This window comes from Jiangella rhizosphaerae (assembly GCF_003579925.1).
Taxonomy (GTDB): domain Bacteria; phylum Actinomycetota; class Actinomycetes; order Jiangellales; family Jiangellaceae; genus Jiangella; species Jiangella rhizosphaerae.
On the sequence record NZ_QUAL01000433.1, the window covers coordinates 1 to 22,845 of the forward strand.

Annotated in this window: 19 protein-coding genes; 11 read left to right on the plus strand and 8 right to left on the minus strand. The window is 73.9% G+C overall.

What is annotated here, in order from left to right; all coding sequences use genetic code 11:
* Positions 1–2,714 (plus strand): Kelch repeat-containing protein (locus tag DY240_RS29665; RefSeq protein WP_199702729.1); only part of this gene is annotated, 2,714 nt, incomplete at its 5' end.
* Positions 2,715–2,772: 58 nt separating this feature from the next.
* The gene (locus tag DY240_RS29670) at positions 2,773–3,495 is read left to right on the plus strand and encodes a hypothetical protein (RefSeq protein ID WP_119663248.1); all 723 of its coding nucleotides are present in this window, start codon (positions 2,773–2,775) and stop codon (positions 3,493–3,495) included.
* Here DY240_RS29670 and murJ read toward each other — a convergent pair.
* The 4 genes from murJ to DY240_RS29690 all read right to left on the minus strand — a co-directional run bounded on the left by murJ (position 3,442) and on the right by DY240_RS29690 (position 7,652).
* Positions 3,442–4,986 carry a murein biosynthesis integral membrane protein MurJ gene (murJ, locus tag DY240_RS29675; protein WP_119663249.1) on the minus strand — a complete coding sequence of 515 codons (1,545 nt, stop codon included), beginning with the start codon at positions 4,984–4,986 and terminating at the stop codon, positions 3,442–3,444. The two genes, DY240_RS29670 and murJ, sit on opposite strands and share 54 nt — an antisense overlap.
* Positions 4,987–5,049: 63 nt before the next feature.
* Entirely contained in the window at positions 5,050–6,003 is a 954-nt protein-coding gene (locus DY240_RS29680) for a hypothetical protein (protein ID WP_119663250.1), read from the minus strand.
* Positions 6,004–6,336: 333 nt separating this feature from the next.
* Positions 6,337–7,029, minus strand: coding sequence for a nucleotidyl transferase AbiEii/AbiGii toxin family protein (locus DY240_RS29685; protein WP_158603056.1), 693 nt, complete (start codon positions 7,027–7,029; stop codon positions 6,337–6,339).
* Positions 7,026–7,652: a type IV toxin-antitoxin system AbiEi family antitoxin domain-containing protein gene (locus DY240_RS29690; protein ID WP_199702730.1), complete on the minus strand. Its 627-nt coding sequence runs from the start codon at positions 7,650–7,652 to the stop codon at positions 7,026–7,028. Before DY240_RS29690 ends, DY240_RS29685 begins: the two co-directional genes overlap by 4 nt.
* Positions 7,653–7,887: 235 nt before the next feature.
* Between DY240_RS29690 and DY240_RS29695 the strand changes: the two genes are divergently transcribed.
* The 4 genes from DY240_RS29695 (at position 7,888) to DY240_RS29705 (ending at position 9,668) form a co-directional block, all read left to right on the plus strand.
* Positions 7,888–8,280: a RidA family protein gene (locus DY240_RS29695; RefSeq protein ID WP_158603057.1), complete on the plus strand. Its 393-nt coding sequence runs from the start codon at positions 7,888–7,890 to the stop codon at positions 8,278–8,280.
* A gap of 156 nt (positions 8,281–8,436) precedes the next feature.
* Positions 8,437–8,592, plus strand: a complete 156-nt coding sequence (locus DY240_RS32640; RefSeq protein WP_158603058.1) for a hypothetical protein — start codon at positions 8,437–8,439, stop codon at positions 8,590–8,592.
* Positions 8,593–8,685: 93 nt separating this feature from the next.
* Entirely contained in the window at positions 8,686–9,162 is a 477-nt protein-coding gene (locus tag DY240_RS29700) for a hypothetical protein (protein WP_199702731.1), read from the plus strand.
* Between the two features lie 212 nt (positions 9,163–9,374).
* Positions 9,375–9,668 (plus strand): Dabb family protein, encoded by a 294-nt coding sequence (locus DY240_RS29705; protein ID WP_119663253.1) that lies wholly within the window; start codon positions 9,375–9,377, stop codon positions 9,666–9,668.
* On the opposite strand, the gene DY240_RS29710 is transcribed toward DY240_RS29705, so the two are convergent.
* From DY240_RS29710 to DY240_RS29720, 3 genes are read right to left on the minus strand one after another with little or no spacing between them, the layout of a single operon-like run.
* A complete protein-coding gene (locus DY240_RS29710) occupies positions 9,650–10,396 on the minus strand; it encodes an MBL fold metallo-hydrolase (RefSeq protein ID WP_119663254.1) in 747 nt (248 codons plus the stop codon). The two genes, DY240_RS29705 and DY240_RS29710, sit on opposite strands and share 19 nt — an antisense overlap.
* Positions 10,393–11,343 (minus strand): phosphotransferase enzyme family protein, encoded by a 951-nt coding sequence (locus tag DY240_RS29715; RefSeq protein ID WP_119663255.1) that lies wholly within the window; start codon positions 11,341–11,343, stop codon positions 10,393–10,395. The genes DY240_RS29710 and DY240_RS29715 overlap by 4 nt, the downstream gene beginning before the upstream one ends.
* Before the next feature lie 29 nt (positions 11,344–11,372).
* Positions 11,373–12,074 (minus strand): B3/B4 domain-containing protein, encoded by a 702-nt coding sequence (locus DY240_RS29720; RefSeq protein ID WP_119663256.1) that lies wholly within the window; start codon positions 12,072–12,074, stop codon positions 11,373–11,375.
* Positions 12,075–12,175: 101 nt separating this feature from the next.
* Here DY240_RS29720 and DY240_RS29725 point away from each other — a divergent pair, with 101 nt between their 5' ends.
* The 4 genes from DY240_RS29725 to DY240_RS29740 all read left to right on the plus strand — a co-directional run bounded on the left by DY240_RS29725 (position 12,176) and on the right by DY240_RS29740 (position 17,862).
* On the plus strand, positions 12,176–12,958 hold the full coding sequence (locus tag DY240_RS29725; RefSeq protein WP_119663257.1) for an SDR family NAD(P)-dependent oxidoreductase: 783 nt from the start codon (positions 12,176–12,178) through the stop codon (positions 12,956–12,958).
* A 261-nt stretch (positions 12,959–13,219) separates the two neighbouring features.
* Positions 13,220–15,637: a sialidase family protein gene (locus DY240_RS29730; protein WP_119663258.1), complete on the plus strand. Its 2,418-nt coding sequence runs from the start codon at positions 13,220–13,222 to the stop codon at positions 15,635–15,637.
* An 81-nt stretch (positions 15,638–15,718) separates the two neighbouring features.
* Positions 15,719–16,105: a VOC family protein gene (locus DY240_RS29735; protein WP_119663268.1), complete on the plus strand. Its 387-nt coding sequence runs from the start codon at positions 15,719–15,721 to the stop codon at positions 16,103–16,105.
* A gap of 95 nt (positions 16,106–16,200) precedes the next feature.
* Positions 16,201–17,862, plus strand: a complete 1,662-nt coding sequence (locus DY240_RS29740; protein WP_199702732.1) for an MFS transporter — start codon at positions 16,201–16,203, stop codon at positions 17,860–17,862.
* On the opposite strand, the gene DY240_RS29745 is transcribed toward DY240_RS29740, so the two are convergent.
* Entirely contained in the window at positions 17,859–18,806 is a 948-nt protein-coding gene (locus tag DY240_RS29745) for a LuxR C-terminal-related transcriptional regulator (RefSeq protein ID WP_119663270.1), read from the minus strand. The genes DY240_RS29740 and DY240_RS29745 overlap by 4 nt on opposite strands.
* A 100-nt stretch (positions 18,807–18,906) precedes the next feature.
* Between DY240_RS29745 and DY240_RS29750 the strand changes: the two genes are divergently transcribed.
* Positions 18,907–22,812, plus strand: a complete 3,906-nt coding sequence (locus tag DY240_RS29750) for a S8 family peptidase (protein ID WP_119663259.1) — start codon at positions 18,907–18,909, stop codon at positions 22,810–22,812.
* Positions 22,813–22,845 lie beyond the last annotated feature (33 nt).

Here is a 22,845-nt window from a genome sequence, read left to right on the forward strand (position 1 = left end):
CCGACGACGGCGGCCCGCTCGACCCCGCGGCCGCGGCGGCGGCCGACGCCGGCGCCGCGGCGAACCCGGGCGACGCCGCCTGGGTCCGCCTCCACGACAAGCCCGACGCCCGCACCGACGGTCTGGCCGCCGTCCACGACGGCAAGCTCTACTACGTCGGCGGCAGCACGTCGGGCATCTCGCAGCGCAACATGGTCTACGACATCGCGCTGGACCGGTGGGACTTCACCGGCTCGTTCCAGCAGCCGCGCGGCAAGCCCGCCGGCGGGTTCATCGGCGACCGCCTCTACATGGTGGGCGGCTGGGGACCGGCCGGCATGGGCGAGACGAACACCGTCCTGATCTACGACCCCGCCGCCGACACCTGGTCGAGCGGCGCCCCCGCGCCGGTGCGGTTCGCCGCGGCCGGGTCGGCGATCCTCGACGGGAAGCTCTACGTCATCGGCGGGCGCACGGCCGACCAGCCCGACCGCGGCAGCAGCGACGTCTACGTCTACGACGCCGCCGCCGACGCGTGGTCGCAGGTCGCCGACTACCCGGAGCCGGCGTCGTGGCAGGCGTGCGGCCCCATCGACGGCCTGATCTACTGCGCCGGCGGGCAGGCCCCGCACGTCGAGCACAGCACCCGCGGCTACGTCTACAACCCCGCCAGCGACGCGTGGTACCGCATCGCGGACCTGCCGAAGACCGTCACGTTCACCGCGCACACCGCGGCGAACGGGCTGCTGATGACGTCCGGCGGGCAGGTCGGCGGCTACCGCAGCAACGAGGGCTTCTACTACGACCCGGCGGCGGGGGAGTGGGCGTCGCTGCCGAACTCGATCTTCGACGTGTACCGGCTGGCCGGCACCTGCGGCTTCTACAAGCTCGGCGGCACGCAGGGCCAGCCGGGCACGTTCCCGTGGGTCGAGCAGCTGCCCGGCTTCGACGACTGCCAGACCACCACCGAGGACCCGGTGGCGTGGCTGTCGGCCGACGGCGGCCGGCGCACGCTCGAGCCGGGCGAGTCGGCCGAGGTCACCGTCACGCTGGACGCGAGCGTCCCCGCGGCCGGGCAGCCCGGCGACTACCTGGCCCGGCTGCTGCTGCTCGAGGACACGCCGTTCGCCGACCCGGCGCTGACCGTCGCGATGGACGCCACCGCACCGTCGTCGTGGGGCCTGGTCACCGGCACCGTCACCGGGCTGGACCGCTGCGACGGCCCGGAGCGGCCGCTGGCCGGCGCCACCGTGCGGCTGCGCGGAGCGGTCTCCGACGTCGAGGTCACCACCGACGAGGACGGCGTCTACCGGCATTGGCTGGACCGGTCCGAGCGGCGCGTCACCGTGACGGCGTCGGCGGACGGCTGGCAGCCGCGCAGCGGGGCGGTCACCGTCGCCGCCGGTGAGACGGCCGCGAAGGACCTCCGGCTGCGCCGCGACGAGCCGTGCGCCGTCGCGTCCCCGGCCGAGGGGCTGGAGCTGACGGTCCAGGCCCGGGGCCGCGCGGTGGAGCGGCTCACCCTCGGCAACGACGGCGCCGCGGCCTTCGACTACGCGGTGACGGAGACCGCCGAGGTGCTGCGCCCGCTCGCGACGGCCGTCGATGCGGCCGCCGGGTGGACCGACGGCGCACCGGTGCCGGGCGGCCGGATGCTGTTCGCCGCCGCCCAGTGTCCTGGCGACCCGGACCACGGGTACCTGGTCGGCGGCGTCGACGAGCGCATCGAGGTGACCCGGCGCAGCTGGCGGTACGACGCGGCCGCCGACGCGTGGACCGAGCTGGCACCGATCCCGGAGGCCGGCCGGAGCGCCGTCGCCGGCTGCGAGGCCGGGCGCATCCACGTCCTCGGCGGCGACGACACCGACCGCCACTACGTCTACGACGCCGCCCGCGACACCTGGTCCGCCGCGACCCCGCTGCCCGCGGGGCTGTCCAGCGCGGCCGCCGCGGCCTGGGACGGACGGGTCTGGGTGGCCGGCGGCGCCACCGGAGGCGGCGGTGGCGCTTCGGGCGGCACCGTCACCGGGGACGTCCACGTCTACGACGTCGCGGCCGGCACCTGGACCCCGTCGGCGCCGCTGCCGCACCCCGTCCGCGACCCCGCGTTCACCCAGGCCGGGCCGTACCTCTACCTCGCCGGCGGAACGACCGAGGACGGCGCCGTCACCGACGTCGTCCAGCGGCTCGACCTGCGCACGGGGGAGTGGAGCGCCGGGCCGGCCCTGGCCGCGCCACGGGCCGGGGCCGCGCTCGTGGCCACCGACCAGGCGCTCTACGTCCTCGGCGGTGCGCAGGACGACCCGCCGTACGGCCGCATCGCGACGCCGACGGTGCAGCGGCTGGCGCTCGCCGGCTGGTCCGGCGGGAGCTGGACCGTCGATCCGGCCACCGAGCTGCCCTCGCCGGTGAGCGCCGCACCGGGCGGCTTCTGCACCCAGGCGCGGACCGGCGGCGAGGTCTGGTCGATCGGCGGCATGGGCGGCGGGCTGGAGCGGGCCCGGTTCCTGCCGGTGGCCGGCGAGCGCTGCGCCGGTATCCCGGCCGACGTGCCCTGGCTCGACGTGCGCGCGGCGACCGGCACGGTGGCGGCCGACGGACGGATCCGGCTCGCGGTGAACGTCGACGCCGGTGCGCTGGCGGCGGGGACCACGCACCGCGCCACCCTGCTCGTCGCGACGTCCGATCCCGGCGCCCCGGAGCTGCGTGTCCCGGTGACCGTCCACGTGGATTAGGGAACTCTCACGCGTCCTTCACACGCGCTCTCAGCCGCGTCCGTCAGGCTCTCGTGGTGTGACAGGCGTATGGAGCCGGTCCGAGGTCGCCGGCGTCGAGTATCTGCGGCACGCCGTCCGCACTCGCTGGCTCACGCCGGACGACGATCTGCGGGCGGTGTTGCGTGAGGCGCTGCCGCGCCTGGAACCAGACGACACCGTCGTCCTGAGCGAGAAGGCCATCGTGTTCCTGACCGGGCGAGCGGTGCCGATCGAGGAGTTGCGTCCGGGCCGGCTGGCCCGGCTGCTGGCGCGGTCGGTGCGCCCGCGGCCGGGATCGCGAGGGCTGTCGGTGCCGGAGAAGATGCAGTACGTCGTCCGGACGACGGGCGGGCCGCGCATCCTGGCCGCGGCGCTGGCCGGCGCGCTCACGCGGCCGCTCGGGCTGCGGGGCGTGTTCTACCGGGTGGCCGGACCGGTGGCCCGCGACATCGACGGCGGCCGGCCGCCGTACGAGCACCTGGTGCTGCCGCCGCTGGCCGCGGCCGAGGCGGCGGCGCTGTGCCGGGAGCTGGAGGCGTTCCTCGGCGCCGGCGTGGCGATCGTCGACCTCAACGACTACGGCGGCAGCATCCGCGCGGTCTCGCCGCGGTCGCTCCCGGCGGACGTGCTGTTCGCCGCGCTGGCGGGCAACCCGCTGGGCCAGCGGACGGCCGGCACGCCGTTCGGCATCGTCCGAGCCCTCGGGTCACGCCCGAGCGCGGGGCCCGCGCAGCAGGCGGGCCGCGTCGCGCAGCACTGACGTCTCGGGCCCGCGCTGCAGCAGCGTGGCCGCCGCGAACACCGTCAGGCAGCCGGCACCGACCGCGGCGACCTGCGCGACCGCGGGCAGGTCGCCGACCAGCCGGGTGACGCCCAGGGCCGCCCCGAGCGTGACCGTCGCGGACACCGTCGTGCGCCGCAGCAGTCCCCACAGCGCGCCGACGGCGACCCCGTCGTGCCGGCGGCTGAGCAGCCAGGTGTTGCCGGCCGCGGCCACGACCAGCGACAACGACGTCGACGCGGCCAGCCCGGGGATCCCGAACGCGAGACCCAGCGTCAGGTCACCCACCACGTTGACCACCATCGCGACGACGGCGACCGCGACCGGCCGCCGGGTGTCGTCGAGCGCGTAGCTGGCCCGGACGATCACCTCGCGCCAGCCCAGCGCCAGCACCGCCGGCGCGTACCAGAGCAGCGCCGTCGCGGTCGTCGTGGCGTCGTCGGCGGTGAACTCGCCGCGCCGGAACACCGTCTCGACCACCGGCCCCGCCGCCACCGCCGTCCCGATGCAGATCGGCACCAGGACGACCATGGTCGCGCCCAGGCCGCGGTCGACCAGCCGGCGCAGCTCGGCGGTGTCGCCGGCGGCCGTGCTCAGCGCCGGGTAGAGCGCGACCACGAGCGAGGCGATGAGCACGGTGTCGGCCAGGCTCACCAGCCTCCAGGCGTACGACAGCGACGAGATGACGCCGTCGCCGATCGTGGAGCCGACCGCGCGGTCGACCAGCGTGTTGACGTTGCCGATGGCGCTGCCCAGCAGCAGCGGCGGGATCAGCCGGACCATCGCGCGGAAGTCCGGGTCCGACGTCGTCAGCCGCGGGCGCAGCCGCAACCCGAGGCGGCGCAACGGCGGCAGCTGCGCGAGCAGCCGGGCCGCCGATCCCACGACGAACCCCCAGGCCAGCGCCGTCACGCCGTACTCGGGGCCGAAGACCGCGGCGGCGACGATCATCGACAGGTTGAACGGCACCCCCTGGATCGCCGACCAGAAGAACGCCCGCCGCGACTGCGCGGCCGCGGCCAGCAGGTTCGTCCCGGCGATCAGCACCGTCGCGATGAGCACGATGCGGGTCAGCCGCTCCGCGGACTCCGCCTCGGCGGGGCCGAACCCCGGCGCCAGCACCGCGACGATCTCCGCCGCGAACAGCTGCATGACCAGCGTCGCGACGCCCAGCCCGACCACCGTCACCGACACCGCGACGGAGAGGGTGCGGCTCGACCGCCGGTCGCCGTCGCCGTCCTCGGCGGCCGCCTGCCGCGACAGCACCGGCACGGCCGCCTTGGACATCGCGCCGGCCAGCAGCCCCAACGCGACGTTCATCAGCCCCAGCGCGACGAAGTAGCCGTCCAGCTCGCCGCCCGCGCCGAACACCGCCGCGATGACGACGTCGCGGGCCAGGCCGAGGACCGTCGACACCGCCGTCAGCACGGTGACCAGGAGGGCGGCGCCGGCGATCCAGGGTCGGCTCATGACGGGCGAATCTAGCGGCTGGAGATGAGACGGGGACGCCGCGGCGTCCCCGTCGTCAGTGCGTCACTCCTCGAACTCGCCCGGCCCGTTCACCTGCCAGGGCTCGTCGCCGGACTCGACGATGTCGTTCACGGGGATGCGGTAGCTGAGCACCTCGGAGCTGTCGCGGCTGATGCCCCACAGCGTCGAGTTCTGCCGCGCGTCGTCCCAGGCGATGCCCTGGCCCTGGATGCCCGGCAGCGTGATGGTGGCGACCCACCTCAGCTCGCTGCCGGCCTCGGGCAGCTCCATGACATAGGCCTCCGGCAGGTCGTGGCCGGTCAGCCAGAGCCGTCCGTCCGGGCCCCACGAGCCGCCGCTGTTGCTCATCTGCTCGAAGCGGTCGAGGATCTCCTTCGGGATCGTCCACGACTGGACCACCTGGAAGTCGTCGTCCATCTTCACGACCTGCGTGTTGTAGGTCTCGCCGTACGGGATCTGGGTGCCGTTGCGCGGCCGGTCGTAGTTCGCGAACGTCGCCCACCAGGCGCCGTCGTGGTGGTCGAGCCAGGTCAGCGAGCCGCGGTAGATGCCGAAGCTGTGCGTGCCGATGTGGCGCATCGTGCGGGTGTCGAAGATCTCGATGGAGCTCTCCATCGGATACTCCGAGTAGTTCGAGTGCGCCGCATACAGCCGCCCGTTGACGACGACGCCGCTGTCCAGGTGCTCGATCGGCCCGTCCTCGTCGCCGGCGAACTGCAGCAGCGGCTCGCCGGTGCGGCGGTCGTGCTTGGTGATGGTGCGATTGTCGACGGCGTAGAAGTACCGCCGGTCGACGGCCACGCCCTGGTTCGCGTCGAACGCGTCGTAGCGGGCGACCTCCGTGCCGGGCAGCACCTGGTCGGCGCCCGACGCGACCGCCTTCGCGACGACGGCGGCTGCCGGCGCGGCGCTCTGGGCGGAGACCGGCAACGTTCCCAGCGCGACGGCGCTCGCGGTGACGGCGAGTCCTCTCACGGCGTTCCTGCGGCGGATCATCTCGACCTCCGGAGTGGGGTGCGTAGGTGGCACAGAAGCCTCGAACCCGCCCGGATCCGGCACGGGAACACGTCCCGGCGCCCGGATGAAACGTCCATGAACGCCGCGGCTCAGCCTCCCGTGTCCGCTCGCGTCCACGCGCGTTCGTGTCGCGACCACTGCCGCCCGCGCGCCGAGCCGTCCAGGATCGCGGCGGCGAACGGGGCCAGGTGCCTGAGGACGTCGCCGAACCGTTCCGGCAGCCCGTCGAGCCGCTGCCGGCGGCGCCAGACCGTCCAGCGGGCTGGGCGACCTCGGCGAATCCCGGCGGCTGGAGTGTTGCTCCATGAAGCTCTACCCGCGATGACCGGCGACCGCCTCGGCCGCCGCGATCAGCTCCGCGCCGTCGTGGTCGTGCCGCAACGACAGCTGGTACAGGTCGCCGAAGTCGCGCCAGCGCTTGTTGGCCTGGCCGCGTTCGACGGCGGTCACCAGCTTCTCCGCCACGACCATGCTGAGCGGATTGCCGAGCAGGTGGATCGATCCGCCGAGCAGCCGGGGGAGCTCGACGATGCGAGGTCCGGGATGGATCGGGTCGCCCAGGTTCACGTCGACGTGGAAGTGCAGTCGTGCCCGCTGGAGCGTGCAAGGCGTGGACACCCGAACGCCGCCGTACTCAGCGTCCTCCCGGATCGTCGAGGCGGCCGCTGCGTCGCCGTCGAACAGCAGCCCGTCGTCGACGGCGACCGCGGCGATGCGCCGTATGGCGGTCACGACGTGGCCGGGCTCACCGGGCAGGCCGACGGCGGCGACGTCGATGTCGCGCGTCGGCCGGCGGGTGTCGAAGGCGGCCAGCAGCACGCCGCCCTTGAGCACGAGCCGGCCGGCGTACGGCGACCTGGTCAGCCGGTCGAGGAAGCCCTCGAGCGCGTAGAGCTGGAGGAGTTCTCCGGTGTCGCGGCCGTCTGCCTTGGCCTGCCGGCGCAGCTCGAGGTAGACGCGGCCGCCGACGGTGTCGCGGGTCGGGCGGCGGTGCGGAAGGGTCACAGCAAGACCTCCAAGGAACGCCGGATCGGCGTGACGGTGCGCGGGAAATGGCCGGCCAGGTCGAGGAGCCGGGCGGGCTGCGAACCGCGCCGGCGCACCCATCGGCGCAACGCCTCGTACGCCTCGTCGGAGCCCACCACGTGCCGCATGCGGAACGCGTCGACCAGCGTCCTCTCCTCGTTGTATATGCCGAGCCGCAATTCGCTGTCCACCGCGAAGGACTCGCGTCCGAGACCGAAGGTCGCGGGAGCGAACGCATGCCAGCTGACCGGGCCGTCGGTCGCGGGGAAGCGCTGCCCGCGTGGCAGGGCGAGGTGGGGAGCGGGCGGGATGGCGTCGCTCAGGCCGTGCTCGGCCAGCGCGCTGGTGAGGCACAGTGTCGCGGCCGGCGCCCGCGCGGCGACCTCGGCGAGGGTGGGATCGACCAGCTCGGCGTCGGCGCGGCGGTAGAGCCCGCGGCCGATCGGGTCGATGAGGCCGGCGTCACGCAGGCCGTACAGGGCGCGATTGTCCAGTCCGGCGGACCGTCCCTGGCTGTACGTGAACGTCGGGGGCAGCCGGCGCAGGATCTCGGCGGCGCGCTCGCGCGTGCCCGCCGCCGCGGCTCTCGGGTGCGCGGGCATGTGAGAAAGTGTAGACACCACATGGCCTGGTGTCGACACTTTCTCTCGCCCTCAGTCGACGGCGGCTATGGCGTTCGAGCGGTCACTCGCCCTTCGCGACGTCCTGGGTCTGAGTCGCGCCCAACGGCCGAATCCGGGCCACGGGCGCGACTCAGACCCAGGACGATGGTTTGACATGGAACGGCGGGCACCCGGAGGGTGAGCGAGGTTCGTCCACCCATTGAGGAGCGCATGCGTGATCGAGTACATCGAGCCGGACCCGCAGAACCCGCCGCCGGTGCCGCTGTCGTCGGCGGTTCGGGTGGGCCGGCTGTTGTTCGTGTCGGGCCAGGCGTCGACGGAGCCGGACAAGGGCATCGTGGCCGACACGTTCGACGGTGAGTTCCACCGGACGATCCGCAACCTCGAGGAGATCCTCGCGGCCGCGGGTGCCACCCTGCGCGACGTCGTGCAGGTGCGGGCGTTCCTGCGCGACGAAGAGTCGCGGGCCCGCTACAACGAGCTCTACGCGCAGACCTTCCAGCCGCCGTACCCGGCGCGCACCACCGTCGGCAACCACTTCTCGTTCATCCAGATCGAGATCGACTGCGTGGCCGTTCTGCCCGACGGCGCCGACCCGACGGTGTGACCCGGGCCGTCACGAACTCCGCCGCCAGCAGGCCGACGCGGCGGACCTGACCAGTGCGGTCGCCGCGCGGGTGGCCGAGCTGGGGTCGATCCTGGTCGACGGCCTCCCGGCGGGCGGCCCCGTGTACGTCGACCAGCTCCGGCACGGCTACCGGCCGTGGCCGTGCTGATCGACGGCGCCCGGCTGGAGCACCTGCTTGCCGAGCATCTGGGCCTGTGGGTGACGATCGGACCGCTGGAACGGCCGATCCCGCGCCAGCCTCGGACCGTCGGCCGACGCCGCGGGGCGGGCATGAATCCGGCGTCATTGTGAGATCGATCGGGAAATGATCTTGCGCTCGGGCGAGTTGTCCGCCACTGTCATTCGTGACAATCCGGTTGTCGCGGGGCAAGGAGGATCCGCCGGATGAAACGCGCCATCTCTGCACTTGCCTTCGTCCTGTTCCTACTGCTCGGTCTCGCCGCGCCCGCGGCCGCGGGCGGAGACTCCGACCCGACGATCGGCGGAGGCGAACGGGTGGCCGCGGCCGCCGGGCCGTGCGGCTCGTCGTACCGGCACATCGGGCACTACCCGATCGGGTCGTCGCCGGTGCTCGGCTACATGGACGTCTACTGGTCCGGCACGACGAAGCGCAACTGCATGGTCGTCAACCACTCCAGCGCCACCTACGGCATCAAGCTGTACACCGAGGCGAGCATCTGGCCGTACGGCTGGTCGCCGCCGTCGTGCCCCAGCAGCGTCGGCTGCGACGGCGGCATGTACAGCTACTACGCCGGCCCGGTCTACACGCCGGCGGGTGTGGACATGTCGAACCGCTGCCTCAACCTCAAGGGCGTCGTCGACTGGACCACGGCCACCCGCACGCGCGTCCACTGCGGCTGACCTCCGGTACCGTGGTCCAGTTCCCACGTCAGCGACGGTGCGGGGCGGCCGGACACCCGCACGACGAACCGCTCGGAGCCCCGACGGGCCAGGAACACCGGGTTCCGGGCGCCGCCGAGCAGCGGCTCGACCAGATCGAGACCGCGCCAGGCGCTGACGTCAGGCACCATCGGGACGTTCTACCAGGAACCGCGCTCCGTTACGCTCCGTCCATGATCCGCCACACCGTCGCCTTCCGCCTCCGTCACCCCGCCGGCTCGGACGAGGAGCGCGCCTTCCTCGAAGCCGCCCTCGCGCTCGCGGACATCCCCGACGTCCAGCGGTTCGAGCAGCTCCGGCAGACCAGCCCGAAGAACGACTTCACGTTCGGCTTCTCCATGGAGTTCGCCGACCAGGCGGCCTACGACGGCTACAACGAGCACCCCGTGCACGTCGCCTTCGTCGCGCAGCGGTGGGCTGCCGAGGTCGACGACTTCCTCGAGCTCGACTACGAGCCGATCGGCTGAGCCGGCCCCGGCGCGGCGACGCCGACGTTCGTCGCGCCGGTGCGCTCGGCGGCGGCCACGAACGCGGCCGGATCCAGGCCGGGCCACAGGTGCGTGAGCAGGGTCCGCGCGACCCCGGCGGCCGCCGCCTGCTCGGCCGCCTCGACGGCGCTGCACAGCAGCCCGGCGTCCTCGTCCGGTACGGCGTCGGGGTAGGTCGCCTCGACGAGCAGCAGGTCGGCGTCGCGGGCCAGCTCGACGAGCGCGGCGTCCGGGCCGGCGTCGCCGCTGTAGGTCAGCGTCGCGGTTCCGGCGGAGATCCGCACGCCGAGGTCGGGAACGTGGTGCGGCAGCAGGGCAGACGTGACGTCGAACGGCCCGATGCCGACGCGCCCGCCGTCTGTCAGCACCACCGGCTCGACCGCCCTGCTCATCGCGCGCATCGAGTCCAGCGCCAGGACGGCGTCGACCGCGCCCGCCGGGGCGAACACCGGCAGCGGCGCGGGCGGCTCGTCGCGCAGTGCCCGGGCCCGGAGCAGCGGGTTGAGGTCGGCACAGTGGTCGGGGTGCCCGTGCGACACGACGACGGCGTCGACCGCGGCCGCATCGACGACCCGCAGCAGCCGCGGAAGAACGGCGTACCCGGGATCGACCAGCAGCCGGAAGCCGTCGTGCTCGATGAGGTAGCCGCTGCACGCCTGCCCGGCCGCCGGCCAGGCACCGCACCCGCCGAAGACGGCGAGCCTCATCGGGAGATCGCCTCCAGCAGGGCGTCGAGTCGCTCGCGGGTGTGCGGGTCGTCGAGGGCCTCGCGGATCCAGGCCCCGGCGTGCGGGCGGCTGGGCGAGCGGTCGTTCGGCCGGAGCCAGTCGGCCGCTGACAGCTCGGTGATGTGGCCCAGCTGCGCGATCAGCATGGAGAAGTCGCCGCGTCCGGAGAGGCGGGCCGGGCCGCCGGCGTCCTCGTAGGCGGCGACGAGCGCGCGGGCCCGGCCGGGGTCGGTGCGCCCGAACTCGAACAGCACGACGGCGAGCTCCTGCGCCGGATCGGCCGGGCCGCTGTTCTCCCAGTCGATGACGCAGACGCCGCCGGCCGCCGTCGGGAGGACGTTGTCCGCCATCAGGTCGCGGTGACAGGCGCGCGGCGCGGCCGGCGGAGTGAGCCACGACTCCAACGCGACCAGCTCGTCGCGCAGGGCGGCGAGGTCGGCGGCGAAGGGCGCGTCGGCGGCGGCCAGCTCCGTGATCAGCTCGTCCCACCGCTGCGCGCCGACAGGGTCGAGGTACCAGCGGTCGGGCTCGGTGAACGGCGCGGCCGGCTCGGCGCCCGGCACCCGGTGCGTCGCGGCCACGGCGGCGCCGACCAGCTCCGGGTCGAGCAGCGGATCGGGGTCGCCGAGGTCGACCCACTCGTAGACCCGCAGCCGCGTCTCGTCGACGACGGCGAACAGGTCGCCGTCCGTGGTGCGGCGGATCCGAGGCGCCGGGACGCCCGCCGCCGCGGCCGCCTCCTGGAACGCGGCGGCGGGAACGAGCGCGTCCTCGTCCTCGTGCCGGAACGGGACCTTCACCGCCCACCGTCCGTCCACGGTGGTGAGCCGCCAGACGGCGCCCTGCTTGCCGCGGGCGACCGGGCCGTCGGAGAGCGCCGGGCGGGCGCCGAGGTTGAAGCGGTCGGCGATGGCGGCGGCGTCCACGGCGCCACTCCATCACAGCGGTGACGTTGTCAGCCAGCGAGTTTCACGGCCGGCCGGGCGCTGGTCAGCATGGTCAGCCGCGGTGTCACGCCCGGCCAGGCCCGCGTGAGGTCGGCGGCCAGTGCGCTGAGCAGCGCCTCGACGTCGGCAGCGGCGCCGGGGTGCAGCGCCTCGGACACGATCAGGACGTCGCGGGTCTCGGGCCGGACGATCGACGTGCCGCTCTGCTTGTGCGTCCAGCGCCGGGCGTGCGCCTGACCGGCCTCGTCAGCGAAGATCACCTCGCCGGGCACGGGCCGCTCCACCTCGCCGCCGAACGTCGTGTACGTCTCGTCGCCGCGGGCCCGCCGGACCTCCAGGTCGCCCTTGACGCGGTCGCGGTCCATCGCGGCGACCGGGATCGCGGCCGCCGCCGACGCGGCGTTGCACAGGTCGACGAGCGGGTGGATGCGGGGCAGCGTGCCGTCCTTGCCCAGCCGGCGCAGCAGCGACTCCGCGGCGCACCGGTACTGCGTGGGCTTCACGCCCATCGCGGCGAACGTGCGCCGCCAGGCCCGCAGTTGGGGCAGGGTGCTGGGCGGCCCCTGGCGCAGTCGCTCGAGGGCCTGGTCGACGTATCGCTCGACGGCATCGTCGGGCGCGGCCCGGTCGCTGACCCCGTCGACGGCGAGGACCCCCGCGGCCAGCGTGGGGTGATCGGCCCAGATCTCGGGCGCGTGGCGAAACCGCATGCGGGCGATCCTCGCGCCGCGCGCCGGCCGGCGACAGGGCCAGCCGCTCGCCGGTGCACTGGGCCAGTTACTGGGCCAGTGGTTCGATTACAGTCACGGTAATGAACGGGTTCGAGGGGAAGGTCGCGCTCGTCACGGGAGCGAGCCGCGGCATCGGCGCGGCGACGGCGCGGGCGTTCGGGGTCGCGGGGGCGGCGGTCGTGCTGGTGGCGCGCTCCGCGGACGCGCTGGCGGCCGTGCGGGCCGAGATCGAGGCGGACGGCGGGACGGCCCTCGTCGTCGCGGCCGATCTGTCGCGGGCCGAGGACGCGTCGCGCATGGTGGCCGCCGCGGTCGAGACGTTCGGCCGGCTCGACGCCGCCGTCAACGCGGCCGCGGCGCACGGCGGCCGGCCCACCCCGCTGGCCCGGCTCGACGTGGAGGAGTGGGACCGGACGATCGCGGTCAGCCTGCGGGGCGTGTTCCTGTCGCTGCGCGCCGAGATCGCGGCCATGGTGCCGGCCGGCGGCGGCGCGATCGTCAACGTCGCGTCGACGACCGGCCTGGAGGCGGTGGCCGGGCTGTCGCCGTACGTCGCCGCCAAGCACGGGCTCATCGGGCTGACCAAGACCGCCGCCCTCGACCACGCCGCCGACGGTGTCCGCGTCAACGCGCTCGCGCCGGGGCCGACACACACCGAGGCCCTCGACCGGGCGGGGGAGGCCGCCCGCGAACGGGTCGCCGCCGCCGTCCCCGTCCACCGGCTGGGCACGCCCGACGAGGTGGCCGCCGCGGCGCTCTGGCTCTGCGGCGACGGCGCCTCATTCGTCACCGGCGCCACCCTGGCCGTCGACGGTGGTCTCCTGGCCGGACAGCCCCCGTTCGGCCGTCCGGCAGACGCCTGACTCGGCCTGCCGCGGGGAAACTCACTCTTGCTCCGACACCGCCGGCCGCAGGTGAGAACCGTGATCAAGGGCGGATTGGTGGCGCCAGAGCAGCACCAAACCGCCCATGATCATGGTTCTCGGGCCGCGGCCGGCAGGTCGCGTCGTCCGCGCGGGCGCCGACGCATGGCAACACTTTCCATGTCAATGTCCTGTTCATGACAAGTCGCATCAAGTCAGGAGCTATTGACATGGAACGATGTTCTGCCTTTCATTCGGCGCATGGTACCCACCGTGATCGCCGCGAGCCGGCGCGCCGTCGTCCTGTCCGGGGCCCTGGTCGCCGTCGCGGCGCTGGGGCTGTCCGCCGTCCCCGGCTCGGCCGCGCCGGCGCCCGCGCCGCCCGGGACCTCGTCACCGACCACCGCAGCGGCGCCGGTGTCCTCCGACGCGACCAGCGTCCACCTCGGGTCGCCGCGGGAGGTCATCCACACGCCGAACGTGGACGCCGGCGAGGTCGCCTGGGCGCCCGACGTGCACGCGTTCGACGCGGGAACGGCGGCCGTGCCGACCCGGCCGGTGCACGTCACGTTCGGCCGGCACCGTGACTTCCGGCCGTGGGTCGAGCCCGGCAGCAAGACCTCGTTCGACGGCGGGCTGAACTTCACGCCGGCGCCGCAGGTGCCCGGCATCTTCACCGCGGTGCGGCGAGCCGACGGCACGGTGCTCGACTTCTCGATGACCGTCGCCGGTGGCGCGTCGAACATCGTCGACGCGGACACGCGCCGGGCCTACACGCGCGTCTCGACCGACGGCGGCGTCACCTTCGGGGCGCCCGCGGAGACCATGGTCGAGCTCGCGCCCGAGGTGTTCAGCCCCGGCGCGAACCTCTACCCGAACAACATGGTCGCCGCGCCCGACGGCACTCTCTACCTCGGCGCCTACGCCGTCCTGCCGCACAGCACCGGCCCGTCGACGTCGGCGCTGCTCCTCGAGAGCACCGACGACGGCGCGAGCTGGCACCTGCACTCGGTGATCGCCCGCGGCGCCCGGGGGATCGGCGACCACCAGTTCACCGAGACCGCTCTGGAGATCAACGTCGACGGCGACCTCGTCGCCGTCATGCGCAACTGCCTGACCATCGAGCCCGAGCCGGGCGCCGCGCCGCCGTGCACCTACGTCCCCCTGCAGACCGCGCGCCTCGACCTCGACGACCCCGAGGCGACGTGGACCACGCCCGAGCCGATCGACGCGCCCGGGTTTCCGAGCATGATCCAGCCGCGGCTGCACCTGCTGCCCAATGGCGTCATGGCGTTGCTCGCGGGCCGGCAGGACACCTGGATCACCGTCTCGCCCGACGGCACCGGCGCCTCCTGGGAGCAGCCGACGCTGGTGTACCGCAACGCCGCACTCGACCAGGACGGCAACCCGCTGCCCTTTCCGGGGACCATCAACGAGGGGTCCAGCGGCAACAGCGGCATGGACTGGGTGGCGTCGAACCGCGTCGTCGCCGCGGCCGACACCTGCCACGCCGTCTACGCCTTCAACGCCGACACCGACAAGTGCAACTGGCGCTCGCACGTCTACACGATGACGGACCTGGACCACCAGGCGATCGTCCGCCGTCCCGTCGACATCCTGACGCCGGGCGCCGGCAAGCTCGACCTCGCCGGCAAGGTCCGCGCGAGGACCGCGTCGATCACCGTCGCGAACGAGTACCGCACGCCGTCGCGGCCCCGGCTGGGCGCCCAGGGCGCGGTCGACGGCAGCACGGAGGCGTGGTCGAGCGCGGCCGCGGCCGGCGGTCCCGGCGTCTACACGATCGCGCTGGACCGGCAGTACCGGCTGGAGAAGGTCGGGCTGAGCCAGTGGATCGGCCACGAGCAGGCCGCCACCGTCGAGGTCGCCACCTCGCCCGGCGGCCCGTGGACGACCTGGTGGGAGACGGGCGCCCAGCGCAGCTTCGCCCTCACCTACTCGTCGGAGCTCCCCGTCGTCGACGCCCGGTACGTCCGCGTGACGACGCCCGGGTCGGACGACTGCCCCGAGGGCATGCCGGCGCCCTGCAGCATGCTGAACGAGATCGAGCTGTACGCGGCCGACACACAGACCTTCGAGAACGACCCGCTCTACACCTCGCCGCGCGACTACGAGCGCTCCGAGACCGGGGTGTTCACCACCGACATCAACACCGCCGGTGCGGGGCGGGTGCTGCGCATCGCCGACGCCGTCTCCGACGACCGCACCGCCTGGGTGACCAAGCCCGGCGACCCGACGTCCACCAAGACGCTCGCCTTCCGCTTCCGCCCCGACCAGATGGGCTTCGACGAAGGCGTCGACCACGACGCGTTCGTGTTCGCCATCTCCGGCCGCGACGGCAAGAAGGACGTGCAGCCCTACCGGCTGGCCGTGTTCGACGACGGGTCGATCGGGCGCTGGGTGGCGAAGTCGCGGGCGTGGCAGGAGATCGCGCCGGCCGGCACCGTCCCCGGGGTCACCGGCATGTACGAACGGTGGAGCTCGCTGCGGGTGGAGGCGACACTGACGTCGGCCACGGTGAGCGTCAGCGGCACGGTGGTCGCCACCGCCGCACCCGACGGGAAGGTCACGGCGCTGACGTCGCACACGCTCGCGTGCGACCCGGCACCCGCGGTGAACAGCCAGACCTTCTTCGTCGACGAGGTCGAGTTCCGGCCCTGACCTGCTGCGCGCAGAAACTCGGGCGGTCACCGGCTCCGCCCGCGGATACCGGCGTACAGTCGGCTTCGGGGGGTGATCGGCATGCTCAACGACTATCCGGTCTACGCCACGATCGCGACGGGCGACCTGGCACGAGCACGGTCGTTCTACGAGGAGACGCTGGGGTTCACCGCCGAGATGGAGGATCAAGCCGGCGGGGTCATGTACAGCTCGGGAGCCACGCGCTTCCTCCTCTACGAGAGCCAGTTCGCGGGCAATGCCACGCAGACGGTGGCCACCTGGATGGTGGACGACGCCGACGCCATGGTCGACGAGCTGACGGAGAAGGGCGTCACGTTCGAGCAGTACGACCTGCCCGGGCTCAAGACCGACGAGCGGGGCATCGCCGAGCTCGGACCGTTCCGCGGCGCCTGGTTCAAGGATCCCGACGGCAACATCCTCAACGTCGGCACGGGTCCGGCGACCTGACACCGCTGTCGTCCGGTATCGCCCGCGACGGGTGACGGCGGGCGGCCCCGTCCCGGACACGCTGGTGTCGAGGTCCGGGACGGGGGTGCCTGGTGGTGGAGACCGACGATTCGGTGCCGGCCGGGACGGCCGCGGCCACGTCCGGGCTGATCCTGCTGACACTGGCGTCGGGACAGTTCCTGATGGCGCTGGACAGCTCGGTGATGAACGTGTCCATCGCCACCGTCGCGGCGGATCTCGGCACGACCGTCATCGGGATCCAGTCGGCGATCACGTTCTACACGCTGGTGATGTCGTCACTGATGATCACGGGCGGGAAGATCGGCGAGATCCTGGGCCGCAAGCGGGCGTTCGCCATCGGCTGCGTCATCTACGGCACCGGATCGCTGACCACCGCGCTGTCGCCCGACCTGACGGTGCTGCTGATCGGCTGGTCCGTGCTCGAAGGTGTCGGTGCGGCGCTGATCATGCCGGCGATCGTCGCGCTGATCGCCTCGAACTTCGACCGCGGCGCACGGCCTCGGGCGTACGGGCTGGTGGCGGCGGCCGGGGCGATCGCCGTCGCGCTGGGACCGCTGATCGGCGGGACCCTCACGACCTACGCGTCGTGGCGGTGGGTGTTCGCGGGCGAGGTGCTGATCGTCGGCGCGATCCTGGTGCTCACGCGGCGGATGGCCGACGTGCCGGGCGACCGGTCGGCGCGGCTGGACCTGGTCGGCACGGCGTTGTCGGCCCTGGGGCTCGGCCTCATCGTGTTCGGCACCATCCGCTCCGGCACCTGGGGGTTCGTCAACCCGAAGCCGGACGCTCCGGACTGGCTCGGCCTGTCGCCGGTCATCTGGCTCATCCTGGCCGGTGGCCTGGCGCTGCTGGGGTTCACCGCGTGGGAGCGGCGCCAGCGCGACGCCGGCCGGCCGATCCTGTTCGACCCGGCGCTGCTGCGCAACGACGTCCTGCGCGGCGGGCTGGTCTCGTTCCTGTTCCAGTACGTGGTGCTGGCGGGGACGTTCTTCACCGTGCCGCTGTTCCTCTCCGTCGCCCTCGGGCTGTCGGCCGTCGAGACCGGCGTGCGGATGCTGCCGCTCTCGCTGGCCCTGCTCGCGACGGCGCTCGGGATCCCCAAGCTCCTCCCCGCAATGTCGCCGCGGCTGGTGGTGCGGGCCGGCTTCCTGTCGATCTGCGTCGGCGTCGTGTGGCTGGCCGCGGCGCTCGAGCTCGGCACCGGACCGGAGGTCATCACCTGGCCGATGATCCTGGCGGGGCTCGGCATCGGCGCGCTGGCGTCGCAACTGGGCAGCGTCACCGTCTCGTCCGTGCCGGATGAGCGCAGCGACGAGGTCGGCGGCGTCCAGAACAGCGTCATGTTCCTGGGGTCGTCCATCGGGACGGCGCTCGCCGGCGCCGTGCTCATCGCGACGCTCACCACGTCGTTCCTCGCCGGCGTCCGGGACGATCCCGCCGTGCCCGACGACCTGGTCACCCAGGCCGAGGCCGAACTGACCGGCGGGGTGCCGTTCGTGTCCGACGACCAGCTCGCCGCGGCGCTTGATGGCGCCGGCGTCGCCGCGGACGTCGCCGACGCGATCGTGGCCGACAACGCCGCCGCCCGCATCGACGGCCTGCGGTCCGCGCTCGCTCTGCTGGCCCTGATCGCGATGGTCGCGCTGTTCGCGGCCCGCGGCATTCCCAACCGGCAGCCCGGCGCGGCCCCGTCCGGCCGGCACCGGCCCGGCGACCCGACGCCGCCGGCGGCCTAGAGCAGTCGTTGCGCCCGGACTCCGGCCTCGAACCGGGTCCGGGCGCCCAGCCGCGCCATCAGCTCGGCGACGCGGCGGCCGACCGTGCGGCTGCTGACGTCGAGCTGCCGGGCGATCGCGTCGTCCTTGAGGCCGGCGGCCAGCATGGTCAGCAGCCGCCGGTCGACGCCGGTGCCGGCGCCGTCGTCGGCAGTCGTCGAGACGAGCGGCATGGCCTGGTCCCACAGCAGGTGGAACAGCTGCGCCAGCGCCTCGACCAGCGCGCTCTCGCGCACCACGAGCGCGGAACCGCGCATCTGGTCCATTGCCAGCGGCAGCAGCGCGATCGACCGGTCGGACACCGCGAGCTTGATCGGGACCCGCGGGTGCACCCGCGCCCGCTCCCCGGCCGCGGCCGCGTCGAGCGCGACGTCGACGCCGCCGGGCAGCGCCAGCGACTCGGGGGAGTAGATGACCCGCACGTCCACCTGCGAGCGCAGCAACTGCCGCTCGCGTGAGTCGGAATCGGCGGGTTCGGCGGCGTACGGCGGCCGGTCGAGGACGAGCAGCTCCCGCTCGGTCCCGTTCTGCAGCTGCGCATAGCGCGCCGCGATGGCCGGCTGGCCGACGATGACCTCCACGAGGTTCTCGGGGCGGTACCTCGCCGGGGACTGCATCTCGGCGACCAGTCCGGCCGCCGCCGATCGCGCCCGCTCCAGCTCGGCCTGCCGGCGGGCGACCAGCACCTCCACCGCGACGTCGGGCCGCGCGGGGATCAGCCGGGCCGGGCGGTGCGCCGTCCGGCTCAGCATCCCCAGCTCCTCCAGCCGCGCCACGGACCGGCGGATGGCCGCCTGGTCGCGCCCGGTCCCGGCCGCGAGCTCCGCCACGGTGCACTCCGGGGTGCCCAGCAGCGCGCGGTACACGGCCTCGTCGTCGGGCTCCACGCCCACGCTCTCCAGCATGCCGGCCATGCTAGGGCGATTGGCGAGTTCCCGACATGTCCGGAATCAGACAGCCGCAGGCGTGGACGGCTGAAACATGGTGCCGATAGACACCAATGCCATGCGCCGCCGCCTGCTCTCCTCGCTCTCCGTCCTCGCCCTCGTGCCCGGCCTCTGGGCCGCGTCCGGCCCGGCGTCCTCCGCCGAGACCCCGGCTCCCGCCGCCGCACCTCCGCGCGGTGCGACGGGAACCACGTCGGTCACGCTGATCACCGGCGACGTCGTGACCGTGACGGAGCTGGCCGGCGGGACGCGCGCCGTCGAGGTCGTCCCCGCGCCGCGGCCGGACGGGCGCGCCCCGAGCTTCCTCACCGTCGAGCGCGACGGCGACCTGCAGGTGATCCCCGACGACGTCCGGTCGCTCGTCCCCGCGCGGCTCGACCCGGCCCTGTTCAACGTGACCGCGCTGATCGACCAGGGCTACGACGACGCGTCCTTCGACACGCTGCCGCTCATCGTCAGCCACGGCGGCGGCCGGCTCGCCGCCCTGCCGTCGGCGGAGGTCACCGGCCGGTTGGAGAGCATCGGCGGCACCGGCGTCCGGCTGGACAAGGACGACGCGCCCGAGCTCGGCGCGGCACTGGTCACCCTCGCGCAGAGCGGTGACGACGACCGCCGGGCGGCCGCGATCGCGCAGCCGCCCGCACTGGCCGGCGTCGAGAAGATCTGGCTCGACGGCCGGACCGAGGCGGCGCTGTCCGAGAGCGCCGGCCAGGTCGGGGCGCCCGCCGCCTGGGCCGCGGGCCTGGACGGCAGCGGCGTCACCGTCGCCGTGCTCGACACCGGGATCGACGCGGCGCACCCGGACCTCGCCGGCACCGTGGTCGGTGAGCGCAACTTCAGCTGGAGCGAGACGGCGGCCGACGGCGTCGGGCACGGCACCCACGTCGCCTCGATCATCGCCGGCACCGGAGCGGCCTCCGGCGGGCGCTACCGCGGCGTCGCGGACGGCGTCGACCTGCTCAACGGCAAGGTCTTCGACGACGGCGGCGGCGGGTTCGTGTCGTGGGCCATCGAGGGCATGGAGTGGGCCGCCGAGCAGGGCGCCGACGTCGTCAACATGAGCCTCGGCGCCGACGGCACGGACGGCGAGCCGATGAGCGCCGCCGCCGACGCGCTGACCGCCGAGCACGGCACCCTGTTCGTGGTGTCCACCGGCAACGACGGCTGCGCCGAGTGCGTCAGCCACCCCGCCGCGGCCGCGTCGGCGTTGGCCGTGGGCGCCGTGACCAAGTCCGACGTGCTGGCCGACTTCTCCAACCGCGGCCCCCTCCCGGAGACCTACGGCATCAAGCCCGACGTCACCGCGCCGGGCGTCGGCATCGTCGCCGCCCGCGGCAGCGGGACCTCCATGGGCTACCCCGTCGACGACTTCTACACGAACGCCGACGGCACCTCGATGGCGGCGCCGCACGTCGCCGGCGCCGCGGCGCTCCTGCTGCAGGCGGAGCCGGCGCTGGGGCCGGAGGAGCTGAAGGGCTGGCTGATGACCACCGCCCGGCCGGGTAACAGCGCGACGGTCTACGAGCAGGGCGGGGGTCGCATCGACATCGAGCGGGCCCTCGACGGCCGGGTGTTCGGCGTTCCCGGCTCGGTGAGCTTCGGGCACCTCCCGTGGCCGCACGACGACCGTCCCGCTGTCAGCCGCCCGGTGACCTACCGCAACCTGACCGGCGCCGACGTCGTCCTCGACCTGTCCGTCGACGTCGCGACGGAGCACGGCACCGCGCCGCCGGCCGGCACGCTGACCACCTCGGTGCCGGCCGTGACCGTGCCCGCGGAAGGCACCGCCACCGTCGAGCTGGTGCTGGACACCGCGCTCGGCGACCCGGGCCTGTTCGGCGGGTACCTGACGGCGCGGGCGGCCGACGGGACCACGGTGCGCACGCCGGTCGGCTACCACCAGGAGCCGCACATGGTGGAGGTCACCGTGCGCGGGATCGGCCGCGACGGACGGCCGGCCCCGGGCAGCGCCACCGTCCTCGACGTCCGGGACGGCAGCGTGAACGCCACCCGGAACCTCGACGGCGACCCGGCCGCACCGTGCACCGACGACCCGTACGCCGGCTCCACCTGCGTCCGCGTCCCGGTCGGCACGTACTCGGTGCTCGGGTTCGTCGACACCATGCCCGCCTCCGTCGAGCCCGGCGCCTTCGCCACCCCGCTCAACCGCAGCCTCGTCGGCGACCCGGAGATCGAGATCACGGCCGACACCGAGGTCGTGCTCGACGCCCGCCTGGCCACCGAGGTGCTCGTCGACACCCCGGAGCACGAGACGAAGCGCAACGTCGGCGCGGCGATGGCCATCGGCTACCACCGCGTCACCGAGACGGGCGCCGCCGTCGACGTCGGACGCAGCATGTGGCCGGGCGCGATGCTGGAGGAACGCCTGTTCATGCAGCCGATGGACGCGGTGTCGACCGGCGAGTTCGCCGCGCACACCCGCTGGCGGCTCGAGGCGCCGCAGATCGCCGTCGACGTCGTGGGCCAGCAGCAGGTCCGGCTGCAGCCGCAGTACTACCCGGCGTCGGCGTTCAGCGACTTCTCCCGGCAGTTCCCGATGCTCGACGGCGACCTCGAGGCGGAGATCGTCGACGCCGGGCTAGGCCGGCCCGAGGACGTCGCCGCCGCCGACCTGACGGGGGCCGTGGCGCTGGTCCGGCGCTCCGACGAGATCCCGGTCGCCGAGCAGGCGAACAACGCCGCGGCGGCCGGCGCGGTCCTGGTGGTGGTCGCCAACGACCGGCCCGGCCCGGACGCCGACCCGGGTGCGCCACCGGCGTTGCTGGAGGTCCCCACCGTCCGGGTGACGGCCGAGGAGGGCGACGCGCTCCTCGGCCTGCTCGCCGCCGGGCCGGTCCGCGTGGCCGCCCGCGGCGTCCCGGACAGCCCGTACTCCTACGAGCTGGTCTACACCGAGGAGGGCGCGATCCCGGCCGATCTGCGCTACGTCGCGAGCACCGACCAGCTGGCCAGGGTCGACGCACCGGTGCACAGCCAGCTGGCGGACGAGACGACGATGACGCGCACCTGGTACCCGTACCAGGCGTGGGACACCAGCTCGTTCTCGCAGCCGGTGCCGGTCAGCGGCCCGCGCACGCTCGTCACGTATCTGTCGGCCGGCCCGTCACTGCGCTGGACGCACACCGGCCAGGCGCCGGAGTCGCCGTACGGGGGCGGCTTCGGCCCGTACGAGCCCACCGAGCACCTCCTGCTCTTCAGCGACCTGCGGTCCTACGAGCCGGGGGAGCGCTACGTCCACAGCTGGTTCGAGCAGCCGCTCGCGCCCGGCGCGAGCCCGTTCGAACCGCCGACCCGCACCGGCGACACCGTCACGGTGTCGATGGGCCTGCAGGACGGCGCCGGCAACTTCGGCAGCGCCACCACCAGCTGGTTCGACGCGGGCTTCGACACCGAGCTGCGCGTCTACCGCGACGACGAGCTCCTCCTCGAGACGCCGTGGCAGTCGTCCGCGTCGTTCGAGACGGCGCCGGAGCCCGCGCGGCACCGCGTCGAGTACGCGGTCGGTAACGGCTCGGTGTGGGCCGCGCTGTCGACCCGGACCCGCTCGGTCTGGACGTTCACCTCGCAGCGGCCCGCGGACGGCGAACGACGGGTGGAGCCGCTGCTCGCCGTCGACTACGACGTCGACGTCGACCTGCGCAACCGGGCGCCGCATCCGCGCGAACGCCGCGGTCCCCACGAGATCGTGATGACCTTCGGCCACCCGGCCGGAGCCGGCGACATCCCCGTCGAGGAGGTCGCCCTGGAGGTGTCCTACGACGACGGCGCGACGTGGCAGGAGGTCCGCAACGTCCGCCAGCGCGGCGACGACCGGTACGTCGCGACGCTCTACGACCGCGGCTCCACCGGCGGCTACCTCTCGTGGCGGCTGTCCGCGGCCGACGCCCAGGGCAACACCCTGGAGCAGGAGATCATCCGCGCCTACGCGTTGTCCCAGCGGTGAGTGACCGGTGCCGAGCGGGCGCTCGGCACCGGC

Coding starts and splice junctions, on each gene's coding strand:
- murJ (WP_119663249.1), bottom strand. CDS start 4,986: ATGAGCCGACCCTGGATCGCCGGCGCCGCCCTCCTGGTCACCGTGCTG.
- DY240_RS29680 (WP_119663250.1), bottom strand. CDS start 6,003: ATGATCCGCCGCAGGAACGCCGTGAGAGGACTCGCCGTCACCGCGAGC.
- DY240_RS29690 (WP_199702730.1), bottom strand. CDS start 7,652: ATGCCCGCGCACCCGAGAGCCGCGGCGGCGGGCACGCGCGAGCGCGCC.
- DY240_RS29700 (WP_199702731.1), top strand. CDS start 8,686: ATGAAACGCGCCATCTCTGCACTTGCCTTCGTCCTGTTCCTACTGCTC.
- DY240_RS29705 (WP_119663253.1), top strand. CDS start 9,375: ATGATCCGCCACACCGTCGCCTTCCGCCTCCGTCACCCCGCCGGCTCG.
- DY240_RS29710 (WP_119663254.1), bottom strand. CDS start 10,396: ATGAGGCTCGCCGTCTTCGGCGGGTGCGGTGCCTGGCCGGCGGCCGGG.
- DY240_RS29720 (WP_119663256.1), bottom strand. CDS start 12,074: ATGCGGTTTCGCCACGCGCCCGAGATCTGGGCCGATCACCCCACGCTG.
- DY240_RS29725 (WP_119663257.1), top strand. CDS start 12,176: ATGAACGGGTTCGAGGGGAAGGTCGCGCTCGTCACGGGAGCGAGCCGC.
- DY240_RS29730 (WP_119663258.1), top strand. CDS start 13,220: ATGGTACCCACCGTGATCGCCGCGAGCCGGCGCGCCGTCGTCCTGTCC.
- DY240_RS29735 (WP_119663268.1), top strand. CDS start 15,719: ATGCTCAACGACTATCCGGTCTACGCCACGATCGCGACGGGCGACCTG.
- DY240_RS29745 (WP_119663270.1), bottom strand. CDS start 18,806: ATGCTGGAGAGCGTGGGCGTGGAGCCCGACGACGAGGCCGTGTACCGC.
- DY240_RS29750 (WP_119663259.1), top strand. CDS start 18,907: ATGCGCCGCCGCCTGCTCTCCTCGCTCTCCGTCCTCGCCCTCGTGCCC.